The organism is Raoultella sp. T31, assembly GCF_002806725.1.
Taxonomy (GTDB): Bacteria; Pseudomonadota; Gammaproteobacteria; order Enterobacterales; family Enterobacteriaceae; genus Klebsiella; species Klebsiella electrica.
This window is the reverse complement of record NZ_PIBO01000004.1, coordinates 15,799-42,767: the sequence shown is the minus strand read 5'-3', so window position 1 is coordinate 42,767 and position 26,969 is coordinate 15,799. Positions and strand designations below refer to the sequence as shown.

Here is a 26,969-nt window from a genome sequence, read left to right as displayed (position 1 = left end):
TGCTGATCCGGGCTCCCCATGCCTTGCCACACGAGGGAAGAGTATCCTGAGCATGGCAGCTCTCACAAAAGAGGGCTGCGGTTTATTTATCGGCGAGGCTGGCAGATAAGAATAGCTATTTTGATATCAGCCCCTACCCGCCATATTCTTCTCACCAACATCTAATTTATATGATGGTGCTTTTCCTTTAGTACATTCAGGACAAAAGGCAGCGAATTACGCAATGATGGGTTAACGGTTCCGCTATGATCCAACCCTTGATAAACATGAACCTCCGCCTGTGTCCCTGCCTGTTTTACCGCTCTGGCAAAACGTTCCTGCATCATGGTAGGGACATTCACATCAACACTACCCATCCCAATAAAGACCGGATGGTCAATCCTGAGCGTCGGGTAAATCATAGCGTCAATACTGGTTTCAAGCAGTGACTCAACGGCTGGTTTCAGCGAATTCCCGGCATTGAGTCCTTGCTCCATCACCTGCTCTGTTAGTGCCGTGATGCACAAATGATTAGCCTGTTCGAGTACAGGTAGCGCCTTATCCTGGAAATAATCAGAGGATTTTAACTCCGGATGCAGATCCGCTGCCGACAAAAAGATATAGAACAGATAAGGAATTTTTGGATCGCCCCCCTGCACCGCTTTACCATCAACGGAATGCAGAATATCGCTCGCCTTCGTGCCTTTGGAAAAATAGGGTGTACCTGTGAGTATCGTTGCGCGGATATTAAGGTCAGGCGCGTACTGTGGCTGATACCCTGCCGCTGAAAACGCCGCATGTGCCCCCTGAGATTGCCCCACAAGAATAATTTCGTTCTTCAATGGAAATTCTTTGAGAGACTCGCGAACGCCATCGAGAATGCTCCAGGCTTCTCCTCTGGCATTAAGATAATGGTGTAATCCGCTGGAGCCCAGTCCTGGATAATCGGGCGCCACAATAGCAAAACCCAGTGACAGCCAGGTATTAAGATACTGTTTATCCCGAACGCTGCGCACATTTAATGAAGGGGCGCAGGCATTAGCCACACCAACGGTTCCGTGGGCCCACACGACAACAGGCCATCCCCCTTCCGGAGTTGAACCGAATGGAATAAACACCGCAGCGGTATCAGTGCGAATCGTCTTCCCATCCACTCCACTGACTGATTTATAATGCAGCAAATACTGCTGAGCCGCTTCGCTTAACCCATGATCTGCCGCCAGAACAGAGACAATATCGGATTTAGCAGTCGTTTTCTGTTCCGCCATCGCAGGTAAAGAACTCATGGCAAAAAACATTAATGCAGATGTAGCGGAAGCCAGATATTTCGAGAGTGAATGATTCATAACGTCCTGTTCCTGTTAATCACTAGTGCTTGAGCGCTTTAGTGTAAATGCCGAAAGCTTAATATTAGCTTAATGAAACTGGCGATCCTGATTTCAACCTGTTGATCATGGCGGATCGCCAGTAACGACCAATAACGTTGTAATCCTGTCGCTCAAAACTCCCTGAGCACTACCGTTTAAAAGGACGGATTCTCCGTCCATTGTCATTTGCACATATCGCGCAGAAAAAATACTTTCTATCCAGTGCCCTACAGGCGATAAATGCCCCCGCAACACAACCAGGATAACAACAATTTTAACACCAGCAGCATTACCACCGTATGCCAGCCCAGACCATCGCTGGTAGCCAACTGCATCGGACCTTTACCGTTGCCGGGAAGCTGGGGACAATAAAATGATAAAGCCCGGAGGTTAAATATTGAGTATTAATAGCGCATTGAATAAAACTCGCCAGGGAATAGAAATCATTATTTTTTCTAATGAATGAAGATGAAAAATTTAGAAAAAAACCTTTTATAGCTGATATGAAGAGATTAAATTCATTACTTTATCTTGGTCAAAATGACTCACCTTAGAAAATTTCAATCGTGATCTGTCGCACAAATCGCTAATCTCCGCGCCATCATCCGGGAGATCTTCTATGCTGCTTCATATTCTTTATCTTATCGGTATTACGGCAGAGGCTATGACTGGCGCTCTGGCAGCCGGTCGCCGGCGGATGGACACTTTTGGCGTCATCATCATTGCGACCGCTACCGCGCTGGGCGGCGGCTCAGTCCGGGATATCCTGCTGGGCCACTACCCTCTGGGCTGGGTAAAACATCCGGAATACGTCATTATCGTTGCCGTCGCGGCAGTGTTAACGACCATTGCTGCGCCGGTCATGCCCCATCTGCGCCGTCTGTTCCTGGTCCTGGATGCCCTGGGTCTGGTGGTGTTCTCCATTATCGGCGCGCAAATCGCGCTGGATATGGGAGAAGGGCCGGTGATCGCCTCCATCGCCGCAGTGATTACCGGCGTATTTGGCGGCGTACTGCGGGACATGTTCTGTAAGCGCATCCCGTTGGTTTTCCAGAAGGAGCTGTATGCCGGCATTTCGTTTGCGGCCGCTATTCTCTATATTGCCCTGCAGCATTACGTCAGTAGCCACGATGTGGTGGTTGTCTCCACCTTGCTGTTTGGCTTTACCGCTCGCCTGCTGGCACTGCGCTGGAAGCTGGGGCTGCCCGTCTTTCACTACAACCATAACGCCCACTGATCCCCTCAAAACCCGGGTATATGTTGCCCGCTGAGCCACTGCGCCAGCGCGGCAACATCCGGGTGCCGGAGAAAGGCAACCAGCCGTCTCGCTCTCCCGGCCCCCATGCCCGGCAGACGCTGCCACTGTTCCTCGGTACGTTCTTGTAGCTGCTGCCAGTTTTCCCCCGCCAGGCCAGCAAGCGCCACCCGGGGTATCGGTACGCCAATCGCCTGGATCCAGCGCAAAAAAGGCCGCTCGCGCGCCAGATTAAACTGGTGCCACAGCCGCTGCCCTCGCCCGGAGGTTATCCCCGGAATCTCCTGCAACTGCGCTGGCGTTAATGCCAGCCACGAGAACAGGTGATCCAGCGGCCGCGCATCTTGTAGCGTGCGCCACACTGACTCGCCCACGCCATCAAGATTCAGAATCGGTTTTGACGACAGCCAGATAAGCCGTGAGAGAAACTGCGCATCACACCCCGGCGTGACGAAATAGCAGGTCAGCGGGGTAAACCGTTCCGGGGGAGGCTGCGGTTTCGTACGCTGCGCCGACCGCCACACTACGCTGTCGAGGCGCGGAATGCCCTGACCGGCCAGACTGATTTGTAGCTGATCGCCGAGGCCAATATCCAGGCGCCTCCAGCGGGAAACCGACCCGATACTGACTTGCTTAACCCGCTTGTCGTCGAGGCGCTGCGGATCCAGCAGAGCAACGACGGAAATTTTGCCGCTGCGCCCGACCCGAAAGTGGATGCCGCGCACCTCCATTAACCGCGACGCCGGCGGATATTTCCATGCAACGACCCATTCACCCTGCCCAGGCGACCACAATCGCCCGGCAGGCTCCTGACCACGGCGGACGACCACGCCATCGGTAGCAAAAGGCAGAGGCGAGGTTAGCCAGCGCTCTCGCCACTGTGCCACCTGCTGCGCATCCGTAACGGGCTGGGTAAAATATGCGCTGTGGAGAAAACCACTCTTGCGCAACAGGGCCAGGCGCTGGCCCATGTCCTGAGGACCATCTGGCCATGCCCAGATAAAAATCCCCAACTCCGCGAGCTGCGCCGGGGTATCGAGGCGCAGCAGAGCACCGGCCACTTTCGCCCGGGCATTCATTCCTCCCATCTGCTTCTGCACATGTCCGTCGCGCTGCAGGAAAAGCTCCCCCTGCAGCACGCTGTTCGCCAGTTCCCCCTCCGTTACCTTAGGCACTGCGGGAATCTGCTGTACCTTTGCGGTCCACGCCTCCCCGGCTCGCCCATCTCCCCGACTAATGGCCTGTACCAGCCGCCCGCGACGATACACCAGCGTCACGGCGACACCGTCCACCTTCGGCTGCACCCAGAGATCCTTTTTACCGTGCATCCACCGCGCAACATCCGATTTATCGGCCAGTTTACGCACGCCGGTATGGGCGACCGGATGCCTGACCTCTCCGCTTGCAGGCGGCACATCATCGCTATCTGCGGGCGATACCAGCGAAAAACAGCGCCGCCACTGCATGAGTCGCGCCGAAAGCTGGTCGTATACCTCATCACTGACCCCGCTGCTTCCCTGTCGCCAGTACGCATTGTTCCAGGCAGTCACCTGTTGGTTCAGACGATATACCTCCTGAATGGCCTGCGCCTGCGGCCATTCAGGACAGGCAGCCTGCCCGTATCCAGCCACCGCCCACGCGCCAATCACCCAGATCCATTTATGCATGGTTCCACCTCCTGTTTACCCACGAACATTCTGCAGGAAGGCGGTTTTTTTCGGCGACGACGGATTTATCACGCTGCGATCGGGCTTCCAGACTTTGTTTGCCTGCTGCGCAATACACGGCGAAATCAGGGAAACGGCTGGCAAAATGAAAGAAACAGAAGCAAAAAGTGTGACAGGGACTGCGTCACGGTGCGGCGCCGTGTATAATAGGCTCGTATGTAGTATCTCTTTCGACAATCACATACAAAAGACTCTCATGGCTCAAGGCACGCTTTATATTGTTTCCGCCCCAAGTGGCGCGGGTAAATCCAGCCTGATTCAGGCTTTATTGAAAACCCAACCGCTGTACGACACCCAGGTCTCTGTTTCACATACCACGCGCGCGCCGCGTCCGGGTGAAGTGCACGGCGAACACTATTTCTTCGTTAATCACGACGATTTCAGGGCGATGATTAGCAGAGACGCATTTCTTGAGCACGCGGAAGTTTTTGGCAACTATTACGGCACCTCGCGCGAAACCATCGAGCAGGTACTGGCAACCGGCGTCGATGTCTTCCTCGATATCGACTGGCAGGGTGCTCAGCAAATCCGTCAAAAAATGCCTGGCGCGCGCAGTATCTTTATTCTGCCGCCGTCAAAAGATGAGCTTGACCGTCGCCTGCGTGGCCGCGGCCAGGACAGCGAAGAGGTGATCGCAAAACGTATGGCTCAGGCTGTTGCAGAAATGAGCCATTACGCGGAATATGATTACCTTATTGTGAATGATGATTTTGATACCGCGCTGAGCGATCTGAAAAACATTATTCGCGCCGAACGTCTGCGCATGAGCCGCCAAAAGCAGCGACATGGCGCTTTAATCACCAAACTGTTGGCAGACTGAACCCACATTCAGTATCATGCCCAGTCATTTCTTCATCTGTGGAGCATTTTAAGTATGGCACGCGTAACTGTTCAGGACGCTGTAGAGAAAATTGGTAACCGTTTTGACCTGGTACTGGTCGCCGCGCGTCGCGCTCGTCAGATGCAGGTTGGCGGAAAAGATCCGCTGGTAGCGGAAGAAAACGATAAAACTACCGTTATTGCGCTGCGCGAAATCGAAGAAGGTCTGATCAACAACCAGATCCTCGACGTTCGCGATCGTCAAGAACAGCAAGAGCAGGAAGCCGCTGAATTACAAGCCGTTACCGCTATTGCCGAAGGCCGTCGTTAATCACGCAGTGGGTAGCCCTTGTATCTGTTTGAAAGCCTGAATCAGCTGATTCAAAATTACCTGCCGGAAGAGCAAATTAAGCGTCTTCGGCAGGCATATCTCGTTGCACGTGACGCTCACGAGGGCCAGACACGTTCAAGCGGCGAACCCTATATCACGCACCCGGTAGCGGTAGCCTGCATTCTGGCCGAGATGAAACTCGACCATGAAACGTTGATGGCTGCGCTACTGCATGACGTGATTGAAGATACCCCTGCCACCTACCAGGATATGGAGCAGCTCTTTGGCAAAAGCGTTGCTGAGCTGGTAGAGGGGGTATCGAAGCTTGATAAGCTCAACTTCCGCGATAAGAAAGAGGCGCAGGCCGAAAACTTTCGCAAAATGATTATGGCGATGGTGCAGGATATCCGCGTCATCCTGATCAAACTTGCCGACCGCACGCACAACATGCGCACGCTGGGCTCGCTTCGCCCGGATAAACGCCGCCGCATTGCCCGCGAAACGCTGGAGATCTACAGCCCGCTGGCCCACCGTTTAGGTATTCACCACATCAAAACCGAGCTCGAAGAGCTGGGCTTTGAAGCGCTGTACCCTAACCGCTATCGCGTCATCAAAGAAGTCGTCAAAGCGGCGCGCGGCAACCGTAAAGAGATGATTCAAAAGATCCTCTCTGAAATCGAAGGACGTTTACAGGAAGCGGGAATCCCCTGTCGCGTCAGCGGTCGCGAGAAGCATCTGTACTCCATTTACTGCAAGATGGTGCTGAAAGAGCAGCGTTTTCACTCGATTATGGATATCTACGCCTTTCGCGTGATTGTGCAGGATTCTGACACCTGCTACCGCGTGCTTGGCCAGATGCACAGCCTTTACAAGCCTCGTCCTGGCCGGATGAAAGATTACATCGCCATTCCCAAGGCGAACGGCTATCAATCTTTGCACACCTCAATGATCGGCCCGCACGGCGTCCCGGTTGAAGTACAAATTCGTACCGAAGACATGGACCAGATGGCGGAAATGGGGGTTGCGGCGCACTGGGCCTATAAAGAGCACGGCGGCGAAAGCAGCACCACCGCGCAAATCCGCGCCCAGCGCTGGATGCAGAGCCTGCTGGAGTTGCAGCAAAGCGCAGGCAGTTCGTTTGAATTTATCGAGAGCGTCAAATCCGATCTGTTCCCGGATGAGATTTACGTTTTCACCCCTGAAGGGCGTATTGTCGAACTCCCCGCTGGCGCCACGCCGGTGGACTTCGCCTACGCGGTGCATACCGATATCGGCCATGCCTGCGTCGGCGCGCGCGTCGACCGCCAGCCATACCCCTTGTCGCAGTCGCTTTCCAGCGGCCAGACGGTGGAAATCATCACCGCGCCGGGCGCACGTCCGAATGCCGCGTGGCTGAACTTTGTCGTCAGCTCAAAAGCGCGCGCCAAAATTCGCCAGCTGTTGAAAAACCTTAAGCGCGATGACTCCGTCAGCCTGGGCCGCCGTCTGCTCAACCATGCCCTCGGCGGCAGCCGTAAACTGGCTGAAATCCCGCAGGAGAGCATTCAGCGCGAACTGGAACGCATGAAGCTGGCCAGCCTTGACGATCTGCTGGCGGAAATTGGCCTCGGCAACGCAATGAGCGTCGTGGTAGCTAAAAACCTGCAACAAGGCGAAACCGTCGCCGCCACGACGCAAGGCGCCTCTTCAGGTCACGGTCATCTGCCGATTAAGGGTGCTGACGGCGTTCTGATTACCTTTGCGAAGTGCTGCCGTCCGATTCCCGGCGACCCGATTATCGCCCACGTCAGCCCCGGCAAGGGCCTGGTCATTCACCATGAGTCCTGCCGTAACATTCGTGGCTATCAGAAAGAGCCAGAGAAGTTTATGGCCGTCGAGTGGGATAAAGAGACCGCCCAGGAATTTATCACCGAAATTAAGGTGGATATGTTTAACCACCAGGGTGCGCTGGCGAACCTCACCGCGGCCATTAACACCGCCTCTTCCAATATTCAGAATCTGACTACCGAAGAGAAAGATGGGCGCGTGTACAGCGCGTTTATCCGCCTGACGGCGCGTGATCGCGTGCATCTGGCGAATATTATGCGAAAAATTCGCGTTATGCCGGATGTCATAAAAGTCACCCGTAACCGAAACTAGCTCTGTGCACTAAATCATTCGCGTTTTGCGCCGCACGGGTACCGGCCCAGAAGGGCCGGGCAGTCACGCGGCCAGCGAATGAATTACCCGGCTCGTACAGGAGTAGGTAACCGTGGGTAATGAGTACGGCTAACGCCGAGGCAATTTGAAGGATGACGTGTTTATGAATCCACAGCGTTATGCGCGTATCTGCGAGATGCTCGCCAGGCGCCAGCCTGACCTGACGGTCTGCATGGAGCAGGTCCATAAACCTCATAACGTCTCTGCGGTGATTCGTACCGCAGACGCCGTTGGCGTGCACGAAGTCCACGCCATCTGGCCCAGTAACCACATGCGCACGATGGTCTCTGCCGCCGCTGGCAGTAACAGCTGGGTTCAGGTGAGAACCCACCGCTCGATTGGCGATGCCGTCAGCCATTTAAAGGGCCAGGGCATGCAGATCCTGGCTACCCATCTCTCTGATAAAGCCGTCGATTTCCGTGAAATCGACTATACCCGCCCTACCTGCATCCTGATGGGACAGGAAAAAACCGGCATTACTCAGGAAGCGCTGGCGCTGGCCGATCGGGAGATCATCATTCCGATGACTGGCATGGTGCAGTCGCTGAATGTCTCCGTCGCCTCGGCTCTGATTCTGTATGAAGCCCAGCGCCAGCGGCAAAATGCAGGGATGTATCAGCGTGAGAACAGCATGCTGCCGCAAGAAGAGCAGCAGCGCCTGCTGTTTGAAGGCGGGTACCCGGTACTGGCCAGAGTGGCAAAACAAAAAGGTCTGCCTTACCCCTACGTGAATGCGCAGGGCGAAGTCGAAGCCGATGATGCATGGTGGGCAACCATGCAGGCTTCCGGTTCCGCTCACAGCAGCTCGCGCGACAACCGCGCAGACGCTGGCCAGACAAGACGCAGTCTGAAGGATGAAGGGTAAATGTCCGGTCGCCTGTTAGACGCGGTCCCGCTCAATTCGCTCACCGGCGTTGGGGCGGCACAAAGCAACAAACTGGCGAAAATCGGCCTGCATACCGTGCAGGATCTCCTTCTGCACCTGCCGCTACGCTATGAGGACCGCACCCATCTTTATCAGATAGGCGATCTGCTACCGGGCGTTTACGCCACCGTTGAAGGTGAAGTTCTCAGTAGCAACATCACCTTCGGCGGCCGCCGAATGATGACCTGCCAGATCAGCGACGGCTCCGGTATTCTCACCATGCGCTTTTTCAACTTCAATGCCGCCATGAAAAACAGCCTGGCGACCGGCCGGCGCGTGCTGGCCTACGGAGAAGCCAAACGGGGAAAATACGGGGCGGAGATGATTCACCCGGAATACCGCGTACAGGGTGACATGAGCACACCCGACCTACAGGAAACGCTGACGCCGGTTTATCCCACCACCGAAGGCATCAAGCAGGCGACGCTGCGCAAGCTCACCGATCAGGCGCTGGAATTACTGGATACCTGTGCCATCGCCGAGCTGTTGCCGCCCGAACTGGCGCAGGGAATGATGAGCCTGCCGGAGGCGCTACGCACATTACACCGCCCGCCGCCATCGCTGCAGCTCAGCGACCTGGAAAGCGGCAAGCATCCGGCGCAACAGCGCTTAATTCTGGAAGAACTGCTGGCGCATAACCTGAGCATGCTGGCGCTGCGCGCTGGCGCCCAGCGTTATCATGCCCTGGCGCTCAGCGCGAACGACACATTCAAAAACCAGCTGCTGGCCTCCCTGCCCTTTAAGCCGACCGGCGCACAACAGCGAGTCACCGCCGAAATTGAACGCGATATGGCGCTCGATGTGCCGATGATGCGTCTGGTGCAGGGCGACGTCGGCTCAGGTAAAACGCTGGTTGCCGCCCTCGCAGCGCTGCGGGCTATTGCTCACGGCAAGCAGGTGGCGCTAATGGCGCCGACCGAACTGCTGGCGGAGCAACACGCCAATAACTTCCGTCAGTGGTTCGCGCCGCTGGGTATCGAAGTGGGCTGGCTGGCCGGCAAACAGAAAGGGAAAGCCCGCCAGGCACAGCAGGAGGCCATCGCCAGCGGTCAGGTGCAGATGATAGTCGGTACCCACGCCATTTTTCAGGAACAGGTGCAGTTCAACGGCCTGGCGCTGGTGATTATTGATGAGCAGCACCGCTTCGGTGTCCACCAGCGTCTGGCGCTATGGGAAAAAGGCCAGCAGCAGGGCTTCCATCCCCATCAGTTGATCATGACCGCCACCCCGATCCCCCGAACCCTGGCAATGACCGCTTACGCCGACCTTGATACCTCGGTTATCGATGAACTGCCGCCGGGGCGGACGCCGGTCACTACGGTGGCCATCCCCGATACTCGCCGCCACGATATTATTGATAGGGTGCGCAACGCCTGTACTCAGGAAGGGCGCCAGGCCTACTGGGTCTGTACCCTGATTGAAGAGTCCGAGCTGCTGGAGGCGCAGGCGGCAGAAGCGACATGGGAAGAGCTTAAGCTCGCGCTGCCGGAGCTGAATATCGGCCTGGTGCATGGTCGGATGAAACCGGCAGATAAGCAGGCGGTTATGCAGGCCTTTAAGCAGGGCGAACTGCACCTGCTGATCGCCACCACGGTGATTGAAGTTGGGGTAGACGTACCGAATGCCAGCCTGATGATTATCGAAAACCCGGAACGCCTGGGGCTGGCGCAGCTGCACCAGCTCAGAGGACGCGTCGGGCGCGGCGCGGTCGCATCCCACTGCGTACTGCTCTATAAGTCGCCGCTGTCAAAAACGGCGCAGAAACGCCTGCAGGTTCTGCGCGACAGCAACGACGGTTTCGTCATTGCCCAGAAAGACCTGGAAATCCGCGGCCCCGGCGAGCTGCTCGGCACCCGACAAACCGGCACCGCCGAGTTTAAAGTCGCCGATCTGCTGCGCGATCAGGCCATGATCCCGGACGTTCAGCGCATCGCTCGCCATATTCACGAACGTTATTCTCAGCAGGCCCAGGCGCTTATTGAACGCTGGATGCCGGAAACCGAACGCTATTCCAACGCCTAGCACCCGATCTGCCCCGCTGGGTCAGACCCGGACGCTTCGCGCAATTTATCTTCACAACGAGTGGATTATGAAACGAGAACTGGCCATCGAATTTTCCCGTGTCACCGAGGCCGCCGCGCTGGCGGGCTATAAGTGGCTGGGCCGCGGTGATAAAAATACTGCCGACGGCGCCGCCGTCAACGCCATGCGTATTATGCTCAACCTGATTAATATCGATGGCACCATCGTGATTGGCGAAGGTGAAATCGATGAAGCGCCGATGCTGTATATCGGCGAGAAGGTCGGCACCGGCAACGGTGATGCGGTGGATATCGCCGTTGACCCAATCGAAGGAACGCGCATGACGGCCATGGGCCAGGCCAATGCGCTGGCGGTGATGGCGGTCGGCGATAAAGGCTGCTTCCTGAACGCGCCGGACATGTACATGGAAAAACTGATTGTCGGCCCAGGGGCAAAAGGGGCGATTGACCTCAATCTGCCGCTGGCGGAGAACCTGCGTAATATCGCTGCGGCGCTGAATAAACCGCTGGCCGAGCTGACCGTCACCATTCTGGCCAAACCGCGTCATGATGCGGTGATTGCCGAACTCCAGCGGGCGGGCGTTCGCGTCTTCGCCATTCCGGATGGCGATGTAGCGGCGTCGATTCTGACCTGCATGCCGGACAGCGAAGTCGACGTGCTGTACGGCATCGGCGGCGCGCCGGAAGGGGTGGTTTCTGCCGCCGTTATTCGCGCTCTGGACGGCGACATGCAGGGTCGCCTGCTGGCTCGCCACGATGTCAAAGGCGATAGCGCAGAAAACCGTCGTATCGGTGAGAACGAGCTGGCGCGCTGCAAAGAGATGGGCATCGAGGCGGGCAAAGTGCTGCGCCTGGACGAAATGGCCCGCAGCGATAATGTGGTGTTCTCCGCAACCGGTATCACCAAAGGCGATCTGCTGGATGGCATTACCCGTAAAGGCAATATGGCCACCACCGAAACGCTGCTGATTCGCGGTAAATCCCGTACCATTCGCCGCATTCAGTCCATTCATTATCTCGACCGTAAAGACCCGGATATTCAGCTGCATATTCTGTGATTGTTCGCTGGCGCCAGGCCCATGGACGGGCCGAAAACGGATGCCGTCAGCGCACAGGCAATTGAAGTATGACGAGAATATTTGATCAATAGAGCTTTTCGTCGCCGTCAGGCTGGAAATCTTTGCCGCGTACAACGAAGATAGAGCAACGCTTCGCGCAACGGGAGAAGATGATGGCGGACTGGGTTAACGGTAAAGTAAAAAAAATAGAGTTCTGGACCGACACGCTGTTCAGTCTGTACGTCCACGCGCCTGTTCACCCGTTTACCGCCGGGCAATTTACCAAGCTCGGGTTGGAAATTGACGGTGAGCGCGTTCAGCGCGCCTATTCCTACGTTAACGCTCCGGGCAATTCCGATCTGGAGTTCTATCTGGTCACCGTCCCGGACGGTAAGCTCAGCCCGCGCCTTGCGGCGCTCAAACCGGGCGATGACGTTCATCTGGTCAGCGAAGCCGCGGGCTTTTTCGTCCTCGAAGAGGTGCCGGACTGCGAAACCTTATGGATGCTGGCGACCGGCACCGCGCTCGGCCCGTATCTGTCCATTCTGCAGGAAGGTAAAGACCTCGCGCGCTTCAAAAACCTGGTGCTGATCCATGCCGTGCGCTATGAGGCCGATTTAAGCTACCTGCCGCTGATGCGCGAATTAGAACAGCGCTACGGCGGAAAACTGCGCATCCAGACCGTCGTGAGCCGCGAAACCGCCCCTGGTTCGCTGACCGGGCGGATTCCGTTTCTTATCGAAACCGGCGCCCTCGAGGAGGCCGTTGGCCTGCCGATGAACGCCGATAACAGCCACGTGATGCTGTGTGGAAACCCGCAGATGGTGCGTGATACCCAGCAGTTGTTGAAAGAAACCCGGCAGATGACCAAACATCTGCGTCGCCGTCCGGGCCACATGACCGCCGAGCAATACTGGTAATCAGGACTCCGCCTTCCAGCGAACATCCTGCGTATCTTTACCAAATTTATTCTCGCCCTGGGTGCCGACAAACGCGCCCAGGTCGATGAACATCATGACGATAATCAGCGTTGGCACAAACCGCCCGACTACCCATTGCCAGGCGCCCGGCAGCACCGACCAGTTCCCCGCCAGCAGCATCCACGCCAGAATCATCAGCAGCGCCCAGAGCCCCGATTTGCCGCGATCGTGCAGGCGTTTGATCGTCACCGCCGCCGTCGGCCACAGCAGACACACCAGGATAAATGCGGCGGTCTGCACATTGAGCAAGCTGGTGCCGGCCAGGGTAAAGAGCGCGCTCATGGCGAGGATCCAGATGGCTATCCAGATCCAAAAATCACGGCGCCCGATACGTCCCTTAATTGAGAACATCCACTGCTGTAGGGTCATGTTTTATTCCTTATCATCATCATTCGCGTAGTTTACCCTGAAGCCGTCACTTTTTGACAAGCGCGACGGTTCCCGTTTTAATCGTCTGCAGGCAAAAAAAGGAAAGACCGGCATGAAGACGTGGATGACTGTATGTTTGATTGGGCTGACGGCCTTATCCGTCGGCCCGAAGGCGTTGTCCGCGGTATCCGAATCCTCCGCCACGGCCTCTTATCTGCTGGCGGGCGCCCCCACCTTTGATATGTCAATCAGCGACTTTCGGGAAAAATTCAATGCGGAGAATCCTAAGCTTCAGCTGAATGAATTTCGCGCCATTACCTCCAGCCGCGACAGGGAAAATCTGACGCGAGCGGCGAGCAAAATTAATGAAAACCTCTACGCCTCCACGGCGCTGGAGCGCGGTACCCTCAAAATAAAATCGATGCAGGTGACCTGGCTGCCGATTCAGGGACCCGAACAGAAGGCGGCTAAGGCCAAAGCGCAGGAGTATATGAGCGCCGTGTTACGCATGTTCGTGCCCACCTTAAGCGGGGCTCAGAGCCAGCAAAAACTGCAGAAAATGCTCGCCGCCGGCAAGGGAAAGCGTTACTTCGCTGAAACGGAAGGGGCGATACGTTATGTTGTCGCAGACAACGGTGAAAAAGGACTGACCTTCGCTGTTGAACCGATTAAGCTGGCGCTATCTGAAACGCTGGAGAGCAATAATAAATGACAAAAAGCAAAGCCTTTCCAACGATGAATCTCTATACTGTTTCACAGACCATGCTGCCCTGACGGGTGGCTATATTCCTTAATTCGCTTAACGTAGCGTGGAGAATTAAAATGCGACATCCTTTAGTGATGGGTAACTGGAAACTGAACGGCAGCCGCCATATGGTAAACGAACTGGTTGCTAACCTGCGTACCGAACTGGCTGGCGTTTCTGGCTGTGCCGTTGCAATCGCTCCGCCAGAAATGTACATCGATCTGGCTAAGCATGTGGCAGAAGGTAGCCACATTCACCTGGGCGCGCAGAACGTTGACCTGAACCTGTCCGGCGCATTCACCGGTGAAACCTCTGCTCAAATGCTGAAAGATGTCGGTGCTGAATACATCATCATCGGTCACTCTGAGCGTCGTACTTACCACAACGAGTCTGACGAGTTCATTGCTAAGAAATTCGCGGTGCTGAAAGAACAGGGTCTGATTCCGGTTCTGTGCATCGGCGAAACTGAAGCAGAAAACGAAGCGGGCAAAACGGAAGAAGTGTGCGCACGTCAGATCGACGCCGTTCTGAAAACTCAGGGCGCTGCGGCATTCGAAGGCGTGGTTATCGCTTACGAACCTGTCTGGGCAATCGGCACCGGCAAATCAGCGACTCCGGCACAGGCTCAGGCCGTGCACAAATTCATTCGCGATCACATTGCGAAAGCAGACGCGAAAGTCGCTGAACAGGTCATCATTCAGTACGGCGGTTCCGTTAACGCTTCTAACGCCGCAGAACTGTTCACCCAGCCGGACATCGACGGCGCGCTGGTTGGCGGCGCTTCCCTGAAAGCAGACGCTTTCGCGGTAATCGTTAAAGCAGCTGAAGCAGCGAAAAAAGCATAATCTGCTTTAACCCCCAGCCTCCCGGTAGCATCGCGCTTAACCGGGGCGACGGGGTAACGAAAGCCCGGACAACGCGCGCAGGCGCCGCATCCGGGCTTTTTTATGCCGCTATAATTTCCCCAACGCCTGATACCACAGATAGTCCAGCGGCAGCAGAATCAAATAGCTCACCGCCGCCAGCGTAATACACAGCAGCATCCCCGCCCGCGCCGGCACTTTTCCTAGCCCCATCGCCACCACAATCGGCGACGCCTGATACGGCAGCAGCGGCGTGGAATAGCCCAATACCTGAATCATAATCACGCTCAGCAGCGGGAAACCGGTGGCATCGGAAAAGCTCTGCGCAAAAGTGGTGTACAGCGCGGGTACGCCGTTGGCCGTCATAATAAAGTTCAGCGCGCTGGTTATGCCGGTTAAGGCGAGGAAGCTGGCGAACGGACTCTCTTTGTCGAGCGGCACCACCTGCAGCAGCGCATTGCCGACCATCTCGCCTGTTCCGGTTTGGGTCACGGTAATCGCCAGTCCGAGGATCCCGGCGACGTAAATACAGGTGCGAATATTCACCCCGCTGGCAAACTCCTCCCCGCTAATAAAGCCAACCCGCGGCAACAGCGTGACGACCGCGGCGGCCAGCCCCGTCCAGGCGGGTCCGATACCGTGCCAGCTCTCGCTCACCCACAGCACCAGCACCACGGCCAGCAACCAGGCCAGGCGCTTCTCGTCCCGGCTCATCGGCGGGAGCGGCGTCAGCTCACGCGGCGGATGAGGCTTGCCGGGGAACAGCCAGCAAATCAAAACGATTAAGATCCCCCCCTTCAGCCAGCCCAGCACCGGCGTGTGCAGCAGCAAATACGGCAGGTAATTAAGGTGAATCCCGTACGAACCTTCGGCCGCGCCGCTCATCACCAGGTTTGGGACGTTGGCGGGCAGAATGGTCGCCGACAGCTGAAAGGTCCCAAAGCCCACCGCCAGCGCCAGCCCATACCAGGCCCGCGTGCCGTCGGCGATACCGGCCCGTTTCGCCATCGCCGCCACGATGGGCATCAGCAGCGCGATGCGCCCCATATTCGACGGCATCACGAAGGCCAGCGCATAGCTCAGTAGCACGACGCTACCCACCATCAACGGCCAGGAGTCCGTCAGTCGCGCCGATAGCGCTTGCGCCGCCCGGTCCGCCAGCCCGGTTTTACGAATCGCAATCCCGAGGACGAAGCCGCTAAATACCAGCCAGAACGCCGACGAGGCAAATCCGCCAAAGATAACGTCCGGCGGCGCAATTTTGACCATCATCGCCACCGCGAAAAACAGCAGCGCGGTCATAAACTCCGGCAACAGCGAAGTCGCCCACAGCACAATGGTTAGCGCGACAATCAGCGAGGGAAGGAACAGAGGGTGAGAAAACCAGAGCGACATACCTGTCTCCTGTCGTTTTTTTCAGCAAGAATACGATCGGGAACGAGGCAGGTAAACCTATCAAAAAACAGAAAGCCATGCAGAAACCTGCATGGCTCAGCAATAAAGGCTAATTCAGGATCGCGCAGCGATGATCCTGGAGCTCTTCAGCGGAAGCGCGATTCAGGGTCAGCAGGTTACGTTCGGTCGCCAGCAGCACCAGCGAGCCATCGCTCTGTTTCGCCAGCGCCAGGGCAAAGCGCCCCATATGTTCACGCGCCTCTGGTACCTCCTCCGCCAGCATCAGAAACGGGCTACGCTGGGCCAGTTCGGACTCGGTGACTCGCCGCGCGAGATATTCATGGCCGAGTAAACCGCCGGGAAACGGCAGCCAACGGCTGCTGATCGCGGTGACATGGCTATCCAGACGGGCGCGCACATCTTCGCGTAAGCAGGAGATATGAATATGAAAATGGTTTTGCGTGCGCCCGCTACGGGAGTTAATGGCTAGCGACACGGCGCTGTCCGCTACCGCCGAACCGCGGCGCTCGCTCATGATGTCGCGCCCCTGCCACGCCTGCCAGAAGAAGTTCGGCGTTAACGGGTTAAGCAGCAGCGGGCTCTCGGTGCCGTTAATGCGGTATGTCGGCATCAGCAAATACTGCAAGGGCCCGTTACGATCTTTAAACAGCACGTAGCCGCCCTTCAGATTGACGTCGGCACACGGCGATGGGGTTTGATGCTGCTGTTGATTAGCAACGCATTGTTGCAAAACAATCTGTCGCAGCGCGTCAGGGTTACCGGAATGCAGCCAGTACCATCCGCCGGCCGCCGCTGCCAGCACAAGCGCTAACAGCAGCCATACAAGGTATCGTACTCTTCTCATCATCTTTTCCTGTCCAGCCAGAAACGGAAGAGTAGCGTAGTTTGATGACCAAATGAAAACGCCCGGTCATTTAACCGGGCGTTCATGGAAATTAACGCTGACTGATTTGGTCGAAAGTGCCGCCGTTTGAGAAGTGCTCTTTCTGCGCCTTAGTCCAGCCACCAAATTCCTGGTCGATGGTGAACAGTTTCAGTTTCGGGAATTCATCGGCATATTTTTTGGCGATTGCCGGGTCACGCGGGCGATAGAAGTTCTTCGCCGCAATCTCCTGGCCTTCCGGCGAGTAGAGATATTTCAGGTAGGCGTCAGCCACCTGGCGAGTGCCTTTTTTATCGACCACTTTGTCCACCACCGAGACGGTCGGCTCGGCAAGAATCGATTCGCTCGGGGTGACAATTTCAAACTTATCTTTACCCAGTTCGTTCGTCGCCAGCAGCGCTTCGTTCTCCCACGCAATCAGCACATCGCCGATCCCGCGTTCAACAAAGGTATTGGTCGAACCGCGCGCGCCGGAGTCCAGCACTTCGACGTTTTTATACAGCGCCTTCACAAACTCCTGGGCTTTTGCCTGGTCGCCGTGATTCTGGTGCAGGGCATAACCCCAGGCGGCCAGGTAGTTCCAGCGTGCGCCGCCGGAGCTTTTCGGGTTTGGCGTAATCACCGACACGCCCGGTTTAATCAGGTCGTTCCAGTCATGGATCTGTTTGGGGTTGCCTTTACGCACAAGAAACACGATGGTGGAGGTATACGGCGCCGAGTTATCCGGCAGGCGTTTCAGCCAGTTTTTATCAATACGGCCGCGTTCGGCGATCGCATCAACATCGTAGGCCAGCGCCAGGGTCACGACATCGGCTTCGATACCGTTGATCACCGACGTCGCCTGTTTGCCGGAGCCACCATGCGACTGGCGGATCACCACATTGTCGCCGGTTTCTTGCTTCCAGTGCGCGCTGAATGCCTTGTTGTACTGTTCGTACAGCTCGCGCGTCGGATCATAAGATACGTTTAATAACTGAATGTCTTTAGCCAAAACGCTGGCGGATGCCAGCAACAGAGTTAACCCAACGCCCCACTTATTCATCGCACCGCTCTCTTTATGTCGTGTTGTGATGAGTTAAGCGTGCCAGAAAGCGAAACAATGATTAAAGAATAAAAAAAGATTGGCTATAACTTGTGAGTATATGTAAACGGAGGGGGAAATGCTTACCCCCTCCAGGAGAGGAGAGGGTGAGGGCGAGAGGGTTACACTTCTTCCATGCGACCCAGCAGCGCCTGCAGACGATCCTGCCAGCCCTGCAGCTGTTCTCTCAGCTGGCCGTTTTCACGCTCCAGCTCTTCACGACCGTGCTGTGCGCCCTGAACTTCCTGCGCCAGCGTGTTGTTTTTTTCTTTCAGCTCTTCGATTTCCATCTGCAACAGAGTGATGGTATCAATCGCCTGCTGTACTTTTGATTCTAATTTCTCAAACACTTCTAATGACATCGTCATACCTCTCCTGAACTTGCAAGGCGTTGATAGAGTACTATCCCGTACACGTCGTCCTTCAAGCTGCTTCTGCGTTAGCGGGGTCTTCCCGACCACTTACCGAAGTAAGCGGCGAGGATTCATTCGCTTGCCGTTTTGACACATCCCGAATGATGTTGTGTACCTACGCGGTGACGCCTTAACGAAAATAAGCGCACTACAGTGGTCATGCAGTCGATTGTATGAATCCCCGCCTTCCCTGTCCAGCGACAACCCGCGCAGATTGCGGTTTGCCACACTTTTCAGTCTTTACCTGGCGTCGTCGGCGCGTTTCTGCGTAAGTTATCCGGCAATTGTTAATCAATGGGTTAACGAAATCCGCCGGAAAAGCGGGTTAAATGTGTCACAACACGCGTTTATGGCGCGAAAACGCTCATTTTCTTGACGCAGCACACACATTTATATTTCGATATTTCTCGTTTTTGTTCGTTAACGATAAATTAACACTATGCCTACAAGGCAGCGTGGTCGTAGACGACCTTCATACATGCAATAACCACCACTTCGCTTCAGGATTCTATATGAGCCAAACATCAACATTAAAAGGCCAGTGCATCGCAGAGTTCCTCGGTACCGGGTTGTTGATCTTTTTCGGCGTTGGGTGCGTCGCGGCGCTCAAAGTTGCAGGAGCCAGCTTCGGTCAGTGGGAAATCAGCATCATCTGGGGTCTGGGGGTAGCCATGGCTATCTACCTGACCGCAGGCGTATCCGGTGCGCACCTTAATCCGGCGGTCACAATCGCATTGTGGCTGTTTGCCTGCTTCGACGGGCGTAAAGTTGTTCCTTTTATCATTTCTCAATTCGCAGGCGCCTTTTGCGCCGCGGCGTTAGTTTACGGGCTTTACTACAATCTTTTCTTCGATTTCGAACACAGCCACAATATGGTGCGCGGTAGCGTCGAAAGTCTTGAACTGGCCGGTATTTTCTCTACTTACCCGAACCCACATATCAATTTTGTGCAGGCTTTCGCGGTAGAAATGGTGATTACCGCTATCCTGATGGGCGTTATCCTGGCCCTGACCGATGACGGCAATGGTATTCCGCGCGGTCCGCTGGCGCCGCTGCTGATCGGCCTGTTGATTGCGGTTATCGGCGCCTCCATGGGACCGCTGACCGGATTTGCGATGAACCCGGCGCGCGACCTCGGACCCAAAACGTTCGCCTGGCTTGCCGGCTGGGGCGACGTGGCCTTCACCGGCGGTAAAGATATTCCTTATTTCCTGGTGCCGCTGTGCGCACCGATAGTGGGCGCCGCGCTGGGCGCGTTCAGCTATCGTAAGTTGATCGGCCGCCATCTGCCTTGCGACACCTGCGTCGTGGAAGAGAAAAAGAGCTCCTCGACGACCCAACACAACGCTTCGCTGTAATCTGACTACGGGACTCATACTATGACCGACAAAAAATATATCGTTGCGCTCGACCAGGGCACCACCAGCTCCCGAGCCGTTGTGATGGATCACGATGCCAATATCGTCAGCGTATCTCAGCGTGAATTTGAACAAATTTATCCGCGTCCAGGCTGGGTTGAACATGACCCGATGGAGATCTGGGCGTCACAAAGTTCCACGCTGGTTGAAGTGCTGGCAAAAGCCGATATTAGCTCCGATGAGATAGCCGCTATCGGGATCACCAACCAACGTGAAACCGCCATTGTGTGGGAGCGGGAAACCGGTAAACCGATCTATAACGCTATCGTCTGGCAGTGCCGCCGTACCGCAGATATCTGTGAGCAGCTCAAACGCGACGGCATGGAAGAGTACATTCGCAAGGCCACCGGCCTGGTGGTTGACCCGTACTTCTCCGGCACCAAAGTGAAATGGATTCTCGATCACGTGGAAGGCGCCCGCGAGCGGGCAAAACGCGGCGAACTGCTGTTCGGAACCGTGGACACCTGGCTGGTGTGGAAAATGACCCAGGGCCGCGTCCACGTGACCGACTACACCAACGCCTCGCGAACCATGCTGTTCAACATCCACGATCTGGACTGGGACGACAAAATGCTGGAGGCGCTGGATATTCCGCGCGCGATGCTGCCGGAAGTGCGCAAGTCTTCCGAGGTATACGGTCAAACCAATATCGGCGGTAAAGGCGGCACGCGTATTCCTATCGCCGGTATCGCCGGTGACCAGCAGGCGGCGCTGTTTGGCCAGCTGTGCGTCAAAGAGGGGATGGCAAAAAACACCTACGGCACCGGCTGCTTTATGCTGATGAATACCGGGGAAAAAGCGGTCACCTCAACGCATGGCCTGCTGACCACTATCGGCTGCGGTCCACGCGGGGAAGTGAACTATGCGCTGGAAGGCGCGGTATTCATGGCCGGCGCCTCCATTCAATGGCTGCGCGATGAAATGAAGCTGATCAACGACGCCTTCGATTCCGAGTATTTTGCGACGAAAGTGAAAGACACCAACGGCGTGTATGTGGTTCCGGCCTTTACCGGTCTCGGGGCGCCATACTGGGACCCGTATGCGCGCGGCGCCATCTTCGGTCTGACCCGCGGGGTGAACGCCAACCATATTATTCGCGCCACGCTGGAGTCTATCGCCTATCAGACGCGCGATGTGCTGGAGGCCATGCAGGCTGATTCAGGGATTCGTCTGCACGCCCTGCGCGTCGACGGCGGTGCCGTTGCCAACAACTTCCTGATGCAGTTCCAGTCCGATATTCTGGGCACTCGCGTCGAGCGCCCGGAAGTGCGTGAAGTGACGGCACTGGGCGCCGCTTACCTCGCCGGTCTTGCCGTCGGCTTCTGGCAAAATCTGGATGAGCTGCAGGAGAAAGCGGTGATTGAGCGCGAGTTCCGCCCGGGTATCGAAACCACCGAGCGTAACTATCGCTACAACGGCTGGAAAAAAGCGGTGAAACGCGCGCTGGCGTGGGAAGAACACGACGAAGCATAAGGTCTGGGCTTCATCCCGGAGGCGGCGCTTATCGCGCCTTGTCCGGGCTACAAAAAGCCAAAACCGCACAGAACCGTCGCCCCGGTAAGCACAGCGCCACCGGGGAATCCCGTAGCCCCGGTAAGCGCAGCGCCACCGGGGGATATCCCGCAAACGGCGCGCATCGCCCCTCGTCCGTGCGACAACAGCCAAAACCGCACAGAATCGTAGCCCCGGTAAGCGCAGCGCCACCGGGGAATCTCCCGCAGGTATGTACCACCTCTGGTTTTTTATTAGCCGAATACCGGCAACGGCAGATATCGCTTAATCACCAGCGCATTTACAATATTAATAAAGAACGCACCGACCATCGGCGCCGCCAGAAACGCCCTATGAATAGCGCAAAAAAATACCATAAACAGATACTTTGTTTTGATATTGATACTACCAATCATGCAAAACGTTAATGAATAACCACCCGCGGTTTATTGTATAAATATTTCTCAGCAAACGCTGGCAAACGTTTGCTTTTGCACGACAGTCCGATAAAATTCCCGCTTTGCCACCTTGGGATTGTTTGTGATGTCCGTTAACACCGCCGATTCAGAAGCTGCGCAACCGGTTGCGCATAAAACAACCAGTGAATTAATCTACCGCCTCGAAGACCGCCCGCCGCTGCCGCAAACTCTGTTCGCCGCCTTTCAGCATCTGCTGGCGATGTTTGTCGCGGTCATCACGCCGGCGTTGTTAATCTGTCAGGCGTTGGGCCTTCCGGCTCAGGACACACAGCACATCATCAGTATGTCTCTGTTCGCATCCGGTGTGGCATCCATCATTCAGATTAAAGCCTGGGGACCGGTTGGATCCGGCCTGCTCTCTATTCAGGGCACCAGCTTTAACTTCGTCGCTCCGTTGATTATGGGCGGTACCGCGCTGAAAACCGGCGGTGCCGACGTGCCAACGATGATGGCCGCGCTGTTCGGCACCCTGATGCTGGCAAGCTGCACGGAAATGGTCATCTCGCGCGTCCTGCACCTGGCCCGCCGGGTGATTACGCCGCTGGTCTCCGGGGTGGTGGTGATGATTATCGGCCTGTCGCTGATTCAGGTCGGGCTGACCTCCATCGGCGGCGGCTACTCGGCGATGGCCGACCATACCTTCGGCGCGCCGAAAAACCTGCTGCTGGCGGGTACCGTTCTGGCGCTGATCATTATTCTTAACCGCCAGCGCAACCCATATCTGCGTATCGCTTCCCTGGTTATCGCCATGGCGGCAGGTTATCTGGCGGCCTGGCTGCTCGATATGCTGCCGGCAAATACCGCGCCCGCCAACGATAGCCTGATTACAGTCCCGACGCCGCTCTACTATGGCCTGGGCATCGACTGGAGCCTGCTGCTGCCGCTGATGCTGGTGTTTATGATAACCTCGCTGGAAACCATCGGCGATATCACCGCCACCTCTGACGTCTCGGAACAGCCGGTCTCCGGTCCGCTGTATATGAAGCGCCTGAAAGGCGGCGTGCTGGCTAACGGCCTGAACTCCTTTGTTTCCGCCGTCTTCAATACCTTCCCTAACTCCTGTTTCGGCCAGAATAACGGCGTGATTCAGTTGACCGGCGTCGCCAGCCGCTACGTCGGCTTCGTGGTGGCGCTGATGCTGATCGTACTGGGCCTGTTCCCGGCGGTCAGCGGCTTTGTCCAGCATATTCCGGAACCGGTGCTCGGTGGCGCAACGCTGGTGATGTTCGGTACTATCGCCGCATCCGGGGTACGCATCGTCTCCCGCGAACCGCTGAACCGCCGCGCGATTCTGATTATCGCCCTGTCGCTGGCAGTGGGCCTCGGTGTCTCCCAGCAGCCGCTGATTCTGCAGTTTGCCCCTGACTGGCTGAAGAACCTGCTCTCCTCGGGGATTGCCGCCGGCGGCATCACCGCGATTGTTCTGAATTTAGTCTTCCCGCCAGAGAAAAACTAAGCCTGCCTGCCCCCCGGTCACGCGATGCTGACCGGGGAAATCCTGACGTCTTATGGGTATCGGCAATCTCACATCATCCCATTAAACAATTCCTGTCTTGAGGATTGCGCATAATTCGGGCATAACAGCCTTACGTACTCGCTCAGGATGTAAGATCATGAAATTTCCTGGAAAGCTGGTCCTCTGGCTCACGATCGTCCTGCTGGCCGCCATCGTTGCTGCCTGGTTCCTGCTACAGACCCACTGGGGTTCACGCCAGGCCAGCGCCTGGCTGAGTAAAGGTACCGGCTGGCAGGTCTCCTTCGATGCGATGGATCACAGCTTCTCTTCACCTCTCCACCTGCAGCTGCAAAATGTCACTTTCGGGCGCGACGGCAAACCGCCGACGCTGGTCGCTAAAACGGTGGATATTGGCTTCAGTACCCGCCAGTTCAGCGATCCGCTGCACGCCGACGAGATTGTGCTGAGCGACGGGACGTTAAATCTCTCACCGTCTTCCGCTTCTTTACCCTTTGCCGCCGACCGTTTGCAGTTGCGCAATATGGCGTTTAACAGCCCGGAAACCGGCTGGGCGCTGAGCGCGCAGCGCGTCGACGGCGGCGTCAGCCCCTGGGCGCCGGAAGCGGGCAATGTGTTGGGCAAAAAGGCCCAGATTCAGATGAGCGCAGGCTCGCTGACCCTGAACGGCGTTGCAGCCAGTAACGTGCTGATTCAGGGAAGCCTGGATAATGGCGAAGTGACGCTATCCACGCTGGGCGCCGATATTGCGCGCGGGACGCTGACCGGCAACGCCAGGCGCAACGCCGACGGCAGCTGGCTGGTAGACAATCTGCAGCTCAACGAAATTCGCCTGCAGAGCGATAAATCGCTGGCGGAATTCTTTACCCCGCTGACCCACGTCCCTTCTCTGCACATTGGTCGTCTCGACATGACCGATGCCCGCCTGCAGGGACCGGACTGGGCGGTGACCGATCTCGACCTTAATCTGCGCAACCTGACCCTGAGCCAGGGCGGATGGCAAAGTGATGACGGCACCCTGTCGATGAACGCCAGCGAATTTATTAACGGGTCGCTGCATCTGCTGGATCCCATCGCCAATGCGGAATTCTCACCTCAGGGCATCGCGCTGCGCCAGTTCACCTCGCGCTGGGAAGGCGGAATGGTACGGACTTCCGGCAACTGGCTGCGCGCGGGTAACGCGCTGGTGCTGGACGACACCGCCTTTGCCGGGCTGGAATATACCCTCCCGGCCAACTGGAAACAGCTATGGATGGCGTCGCTGCCGACGTGGCTGGAAAGCCTGACGCTGAAGAAATTCAGCGCCAGCCGTAACCTGGTTATCGATATCGACCCCACATTTCCGTGGCAGCTAACCGCCCTTGACGGCTACGGTGGCGAACTGCAGCTGGTGAAAGATCATCGCTGGGGCGTATGGAGCGGTAGCGCTACGCTAAACGCCGCCGCCGCCACCTTTAATCGCGTTGACGTTCGCCGACCATCGCTGAAGCTTAACGCCAACACCTCAACGGTCAATATCACCGAGCTAAGCGCCTTTACCGAACGCGGTATTCTGCAGGCCACCGCTGCGGTGTCGCAGCTTCCCCAGCGCCAGGTCACGCTCAGCCTGAACGGTCGCGGCGTACCGCTGAATCTTCTGCAGGCCTGGGGCTGGCCCGCCCTGCCGGTTTCCGGCGATGGTAATTTCCAGCTGACCGCCAGCGGCAGCGTGCAGGCCAATGCGCCGCTGAAACCGACGGTTAACGGCCAGCTCAGCGCGATAAATATGGAGAAGCAGCAGGTTGCGCAAGTGCTGCGCAACGGCCAACTGAACAGCGGGCCGGCGCAGCCGCTCCCCTCCCCAGCACCCTAATCTCCCGTCGCCCTCTCTCCGCCTGAGAGAGGGCATCGCTCGGGTCTTCGGCCATCCGCTTCTCGTTCCGCCCCCTCAGGCACTCCTTTCTCTCTGCGAAACCTGTGTGCATTTTGCGGCTATCTGTACCTATTTCCCGCAACATGTTTCTTTAAAAGTTCGGAGTTGCTATAAACAAAATACTGGAAGTAGAGATAACAATGAAAAACCCTATGTAAATATAAAAATAAAGGAACGACTATGTCCGCAATACGTCAACGTATTCTGGAGAATATGCAAAAATTCTCCAGAGCAATGATCGGTGCAGTCTTGTTCTTGCCCGTCATTGGCCTGATTCTGGCACTCAGTTCTGTCTTAACCAACCCGACATTAATTTCTGAAACCAGTTTTTTACATCAGTCAGGACAATTACTCGGTGATACGTTCTGGCCGCTGTTTGGCAATCTTGGATTACTTTTTTGCGTCGGTATTAGTTATGGACTGGCGAAAGATAAAAAAACAGAAGTCGCCCTGGTTTCCGTCATGTGTTTTATTATGTTTCTGGGCGCCAACCATTCGTGGCTGGAACATATCCACGGCATCGCCGAAAAAATTAATGGCGAGTATTACGGCACCGGCCAGACGCAACTGCTAGGTTTTGTGGTCGTCGATATGGGGGTGTTCCTCGGCATTATTCTCGGCTGCACCATCGCCTGGGTGCATAACAAAGTCTCGAACATCGAACTGCCCGGCGCGCTGTCAATGTACGGCGGCGCCAAGCTGACCCTGGTGGCCATGACCCCGGTGGTGATTTTCTATGCCATCGCCTTCACCTGGATCTGGCCGTTTATGACCCACGGTATCGGGGCATTAACCGGATTTATGAAAAATGCCGGCGTGGCGGGAGTTTTCGTTTATGGCTTCTTTGAAAAATTCCTCATCCCCACCGGCCTGCACCATTTCGTCTGGTCGCCGTTCCAGCTCACGCAAATCGGCGGCACGCTAAACGTCGACGGGCAGGTGGTTTCCGGTACCCAGGCGATTTTCCTTGCCTATATGCGCCACCCGGACCTGACGCCGGTCATGAATGATGCGCTACGTTTCTCGCAACAGGGGATGACCACGATTTTCGGCCTCGCCGGCGCATCGCTGGCCTTTTATCACACGGCGAAACCGGAGAAAAAGATGATGGCGAAGGCGATTCTGCTGCCCGCCATTATTACCTCAATGCTCACCGGGATTACGGAGCCGATTGAGTTCACCTTCCTGTTCGTGTCGCCGCTGCTCTGGGTGATTCACGCCACCCTGACCGCCGCGTCACAGGCGATTTGTGACCTCTTTACCGTTCGGCCATGGGGCGCATCCGGGCTTATCGAATTTCTGATTTATAACCTGCCGCTGCCGGTCTCACTCACACGCTGGCCTGGGTATGTTCTTATCGGTCTCGGTCAGTTCGCCGTTTATTACGTTATTTTCCGCACCCTGGTGGTGAAGCTGAATTTGAAAACGCCGGGCCGCGAAGATGACGACAACGTGAAACTCTACAGCAAAGCGGATTATCGTAAAAAGGTTGGTAATACGCAGTCGGTGACCGATGAGATTATTAATGGCCTCGGCGGAAAAGAAAATATTATTTCCGTCGACAACTGTTTCACGCGCCTGCGCGTGGTGATTAAAAATATGGATTTGGTTGATGATCTCATATTAAAAAGTACCGGTGCTAATGGCGTCGTACGCAATCGTAATGAAGTTCAGGTTATTTATGGCGTCAAAGTGGGACAGGTTCGTTCTCAGGTTGATAGCTGGCTGGCAGAAAATTAATTG

The 26,969-nt window shown here is 56.2% G+C and carries 22 protein-coding genes and 2 pseudogenes; 15 read left to right on the top strand and 9 right to left on the bottom strand.

The window, feature by feature from the left end; genetic code table 11:
* Positions 1 to 161: 161 nt before the first annotated feature.
* Together CWM52_RS03910 and CWM52_RS26655 are read right to left on the bottom strand one after the other, a co-directional pair.
* The gene (locus tag CWM52_RS03910) at positions 162 to 1,325 is read right to left on the bottom strand and encodes a lipase family protein (protein ID WP_100682888.1); all 1,164 of its coding nucleotides are present in this window, start codon (positions 1,323 to 1,325) and stop codon (positions 162 to 164) included.
* Between the two features lie 264 nt (positions 1,326 to 1,589).
* A pseudogene (locus CWM52_RS26655) lies at positions 1,590 to 1,735 on the bottom strand (chloride channel protein); the annotation flags it as partial.
* Between the two features lie 230 nt (positions 1,736 to 1,965).
* On the opposite strand from CWM52_RS26655, the gene CWM52_RS03900 reads away from it, so the two are divergent.
* On the top strand, positions 1,966 to 2,583 hold the full coding sequence (locus CWM52_RS03900) for a trimeric intracellular cation channel family protein (RefSeq protein ID WP_100682887.1): 618 nt from the start codon (positions 1,966 to 1,968) through the stop codon (positions 2,581 to 2,583).
* A 5-nt stretch (positions 2,584 to 2,588) separates the two neighbouring features.
* Here the strand turns inward: CWM52_RS03900 and ligB are convergent, their stop codons facing one another.
* Positions 2,589 to 4,268: an NAD-dependent DNA ligase LigB gene (gene ligB / locus CWM52_RS03895; RefSeq protein ID WP_100682886.1), complete on the bottom strand. Its 1,680-nt coding sequence runs from the start codon at positions 4,266 to 4,268 to the stop codon at positions 2,589 to 2,591.
* Between the two features lie 256 nt (positions 4,269 to 4,524).
* On the opposite strand from ligB, the gene gmk reads away from it, so the two are divergent.
* The 7 genes from gmk to fpr all read left to right on the top strand — a co-directional run bounded on the left by gmk (position 4,525) and on the right by fpr (position 12,622).
* Positions 4,525 to 5,148, top strand: a complete 624-nt coding sequence (gmk, locus tag CWM52_RS03890) for a guanylate kinase (RefSeq protein ID WP_032690256.1) — start codon at positions 4,525 to 4,527, stop codon at positions 5,146 to 5,148.
* 54 nt (positions 5,149 to 5,202) lie between these two features.
* Entirely contained in the window at positions 5,203 to 5,478 is a 276-nt protein-coding gene (rpoZ, locus tag CWM52_RS03885) for a DNA-directed RNA polymerase subunit omega (RefSeq protein ID WP_006817787.1), read from the top strand.
* Positions 5,479 to 5,496: 18 nt separating this feature from the next.
* Positions 5,497 to 7,617 carry a bifunctional GTP diphosphokinase/guanosine-3',5'-bis pyrophosphate 3'-pyrophosphohydrolase gene (gene spoT / locus CWM52_RS03880; RefSeq protein WP_100682885.1) on the top strand — a complete coding sequence of 707 codons (2,121 nt, stop codon included), beginning with the start codon at positions 5,497 to 5,499 and terminating at the stop codon, positions 7,615 to 7,617.
* A gap of 163 nt (positions 7,618 to 7,780) precedes the next feature.
* Positions 7,781 to 8,542, top strand: coding sequence for a tRNA (guanosine(18)-2'-O)-methyltransferase TrmH (trmH, locus tag CWM52_RS03875; RefSeq protein WP_100682884.1), 762 nt, complete (start codon positions 7,781 to 7,783; stop codon positions 8,540 to 8,542).
* Positions 8,543 to 10,624, top strand: coding sequence for an ATP-dependent DNA helicase RecG (recG, locus tag CWM52_RS03870; protein ID WP_100682883.1), 2,082 nt, complete (start codon positions 8,543 to 8,545; stop codon positions 10,622 to 10,624).
* A 67-nt stretch (positions 10,625 to 10,691) separates the two neighbouring features.
* Positions 10,692 to 11,702, top strand: coding sequence for a class II fructose-bisphosphatase (gene glpX, locus CWM52_RS03865; RefSeq protein WP_100682882.1), 1,011 nt, complete (start codon positions 10,692 to 10,694; stop codon positions 11,700 to 11,702).
* A 173-nt stretch (positions 11,703 to 11,875) separates the two neighbouring features.
* Entirely contained in the window at positions 11,876 to 12,622 is a 747-nt protein-coding gene (gene fpr / locus CWM52_RS03860) for a ferredoxin--NADP(+) reductase (protein ID WP_100682881.1), read from the top strand.
* Here the strand turns inward: fpr and CWM52_RS03855 are convergent, their stop codons facing one another.
* Positions 12,623 to 13,051: a DUF805 domain-containing protein gene (locus tag CWM52_RS03855; protein ID WP_100682880.1), complete on the bottom strand. Its 429-nt coding sequence runs from the start codon at positions 13,049 to 13,051 to the stop codon at positions 12,623 to 12,625.
* Positions 13,052 to 13,163: 112 nt separating this feature from the next.
* On the opposite strand from CWM52_RS03855, the gene CWM52_RS03850 reads away from it, so the two are divergent.
* Complete coding sequence (locus CWM52_RS03850; RefSeq protein ID WP_100682879.1) at positions 13,164 to 13,763, top strand: DUF1454 family protein; 600 nt, start codon at positions 13,164 to 13,166, stop codon at positions 13,761 to 13,763.
* 110 nt (positions 13,764 to 13,873) lie between these two features.
* On the top strand, positions 13,874 to 14,641 hold the full coding sequence (gene tpiA / locus CWM52_RS03845) for a triose-phosphate isomerase (protein WP_100682878.1): 768 nt from the start codon (positions 13,874 to 13,876) through the stop codon (positions 14,639 to 14,641).
* A 108-nt stretch (positions 14,642 to 14,749) separates the two neighbouring features.
* On the opposite strand, the gene CWM52_RS03840 is transcribed toward tpiA, so the two are convergent.
* From CWM52_RS03840 to zapB, 4 genes are all read right to left on the bottom strand, one after another.
* On the bottom strand, positions 14,750 to 16,054 hold the full coding sequence (locus CWM52_RS03840) for an SLC13 family permease (RefSeq protein WP_100682877.1): 1,305 nt from the start codon (positions 16,052 to 16,054) through the stop codon (positions 14,750 to 14,752).
* Between the two features lie 109 nt (positions 16,055 to 16,163).
* Positions 16,164 to 16,919 (bottom strand): CDP-diacylglycerol diphosphatase, encoded by a 756-nt coding sequence (locus CWM52_RS03835; RefSeq protein ID WP_100682876.1) that lies wholly within the window; start codon positions 16,917 to 16,919, stop codon positions 16,164 to 16,166.
* Positions 16,920 to 17,010: 91 nt separating this feature from the next.
* Complete coding sequence (locus CWM52_RS03830; RefSeq protein WP_100682875.1) at positions 17,011 to 18,000, bottom strand: sulfate ABC transporter substrate-binding protein; 990 nt, start codon at positions 17,998 to 18,000, stop codon at positions 17,011 to 17,013.
* Between the two features lie 161 nt (positions 18,001 to 18,161).
* Positions 18,162 to 18,407, bottom strand: coding sequence for a septal ring assembly protein ZapB (gene zapB / locus CWM52_RS03825; RefSeq protein WP_086815662.1), 246 nt, complete (start codon positions 18,405 to 18,407; stop codon positions 18,162 to 18,164).
* Between the two features lie 557 nt (positions 18,408 to 18,964).
* Between zapB and CWM52_RS03815 the strand changes: the two genes are divergently transcribed.
* Complete coding sequence (locus CWM52_RS03815) at positions 18,965 to 19,810, top strand: MIP/aquaporin family protein (protein ID WP_100682873.1); 846 nt, start codon at positions 18,965 to 18,967, stop codon at positions 19,808 to 19,810.
* 21 nt (positions 19,811 to 19,831) lie between these two features.
* Positions 19,832 to 21,343: a glycerol kinase GlpK gene (gene glpK, locus CWM52_RS03810; protein ID WP_100682872.1), complete on the top strand. Its 1,512-nt coding sequence runs from the start codon at positions 19,832 to 19,834 to the stop codon at positions 21,341 to 21,343.
* Between the two features lie 272 nt (positions 21,344 to 21,615).
* Here glpK and CWM52_RS26650 read toward each other — a convergent pair.
* A pseudogene (locus tag CWM52_RS26650) lies at positions 21,616 to 21,717 on the bottom strand (hypothetical protein); the annotation flags it as partial.
* 187 nt (positions 21,718 to 21,904) lie between these two features.
* On the opposite strand from CWM52_RS26650, the gene CWM52_RS03805 reads away from it, so the two are divergent.
* From CWM52_RS03805 to CWM52_RS03795, 3 genes are all read left to right on the top strand, one after another.
* Complete coding sequence (locus CWM52_RS03805) at positions 21,905 to 23,296, top strand: nucleobase:cation symporter-2 family protein (protein WP_100682871.1); 1,392 nt, start codon at positions 21,905 to 21,907, stop codon at positions 23,294 to 23,296.
* A gap of 157 nt (positions 23,297 to 23,453) precedes the next feature.
* Positions 23,454 to 25,166: an AsmA family protein gene (locus CWM52_RS03800; RefSeq protein WP_100682870.1), complete on the top strand. Its 1,713-nt coding sequence runs from the start codon at positions 23,454 to 23,456 to the stop codon at positions 25,164 to 25,166.
* 240 nt (positions 25,167 to 25,406) lie between these two features.
* On the top strand, positions 25,407 to 26,966 hold the full coding sequence (locus CWM52_RS03795; RefSeq protein ID WP_100682869.1) for a PTS transporter subunit EIIC: 1,560 nt from the start codon (positions 25,407 to 25,409) through the stop codon (positions 26,964 to 26,966).
* Positions 26,967 to 26,969 lie beyond the last annotated feature (3 nt).

Bases quoted from the DNA above. Each gene is read 5' to 3' on its own strand.
- gmk (WP_032690256.1), top strand. From the start codon at position 4,525: ATGGCTCAAGGCACGCTTTATATTGTTTCCGCCCCAAGTGGCGCGGGT.
- fpr (WP_100682881.1), top strand. From the start codon at position 11,876: ATGGCGGACTGGGTTAACGGTAAAGTAAAAAAAATAGAGTTCTGGACC.
- CWM52_RS03840 (WP_100682877.1), bottom strand. From the start codon at position 16,054: ATGTCGCTCTGGTTTTCTCACCCTCTGTTCCTTCCCTCGCTGATTGTC.
- CWM52_RS03795 (WP_100682869.1), top strand. From the start codon at position 25,407: ATGTCCGCAATACGTCAACGTATTCTGGAGAATATGCAAAAATTCTCC.
- glpK (WP_100682872.1), top strand. From the start codon at position 19,832: ATGACCGACAAAAAATATATCGTTGCGCTCGACCAGGGCACCACCAGC.
- CWM52_RS03855 (WP_100682880.1), bottom strand. From the start codon at position 13,051: ATGACCCTACAGCAGTGGATGTTCTCAATTAAGGGACGTATCGGGCGC.
- CWM52_RS03835 (WP_100682876.1), bottom strand. From the start codon at position 16,919: ATGAGAAGAGTACGATACCTTGTATGGCTGCTGTTAGCGCTTGTGCTG.
- glpX (WP_100682882.1), top strand. From the start codon at position 10,692: ATGAAACGAGAACTGGCCATCGAATTTTCCCGTGTCACCGAGGCCGCC.
- CWM52_RS03805 (WP_100682871.1), top strand. From the start codon at position 21,905: ATGTCCGTTAACACCGCCGATTCAGAAGCTGCGCAACCGGTTGCGCAT.
- tpiA (WP_100682878.1), top strand. From the start codon at position 13,874: ATGCGACATCCTTTAGTGATGGGTAACTGGAAACTGAACGGCAGCCGC.
- CWM52_RS03830 (WP_100682875.1), bottom strand. From the start codon at position 18,000: ATGAATAAGTGGGGCGTTGGGTTAACTCTGTTGCTGGCATCCGCCAGC.
- rpoZ (WP_006817787.1), top strand. From the start codon at position 5,203: ATGGCACGCGTAACTGTTCAGGACGCTGTAGAGAAAATTGGTAACCGT.
- trmH (WP_100682884.1), top strand. From the start codon at position 7,781: ATGAATCCACAGCGTTATGCGCGTATCTGCGAGATGCTCGCCAGGCGC.
- CWM52_RS03815 (WP_100682873.1), top strand. From the start codon at position 18,965: ATGAGCCAAACATCAACATTAAAAGGCCAGTGCATCGCAGAGTTCCTC.
- recG (WP_100682883.1), top strand. From the start codon at position 8,543: ATGTCCGGTCGCCTGTTAGACGCGGTCCCGCTCAATTCGCTCACCGGC.
- CWM52_RS03900 (WP_100682887.1), top strand. From the start codon at position 1,966: ATGCTGCTTCATATTCTTTATCTTATCGGTATTACGGCAGAGGCTATG.
- CWM52_RS03850 (WP_100682879.1), top strand. From the start codon at position 13,164: ATGAAGACGTGGATGACTGTATGTTTGATTGGGCTGACGGCCTTATCC.
- CWM52_RS03910 (WP_100682888.1), bottom strand. From the start codon at position 1,325: ATGAATCATTCACTCTCGAAATATCTGGCTTCCGCTACATCTGCATTA.
- ligB (WP_100682886.1), bottom strand. From the start codon at position 4,268: ATGCATAAATGGATCTGGGTGATTGGCGCGTGGGCGGTGGCTGGATAC.
- zapB (WP_086815662.1), bottom strand. From the start codon at position 18,407: ATGACGATGTCATTAGAAGTGTTTGAGAAATTAGAATCAAAAGTACAG.
- CWM52_RS03800 (WP_100682870.1), top strand. From the start codon at position 23,454: ATGAAATTTCCTGGAAAGCTGGTCCTCTGGCTCACGATCGTCCTGCTG.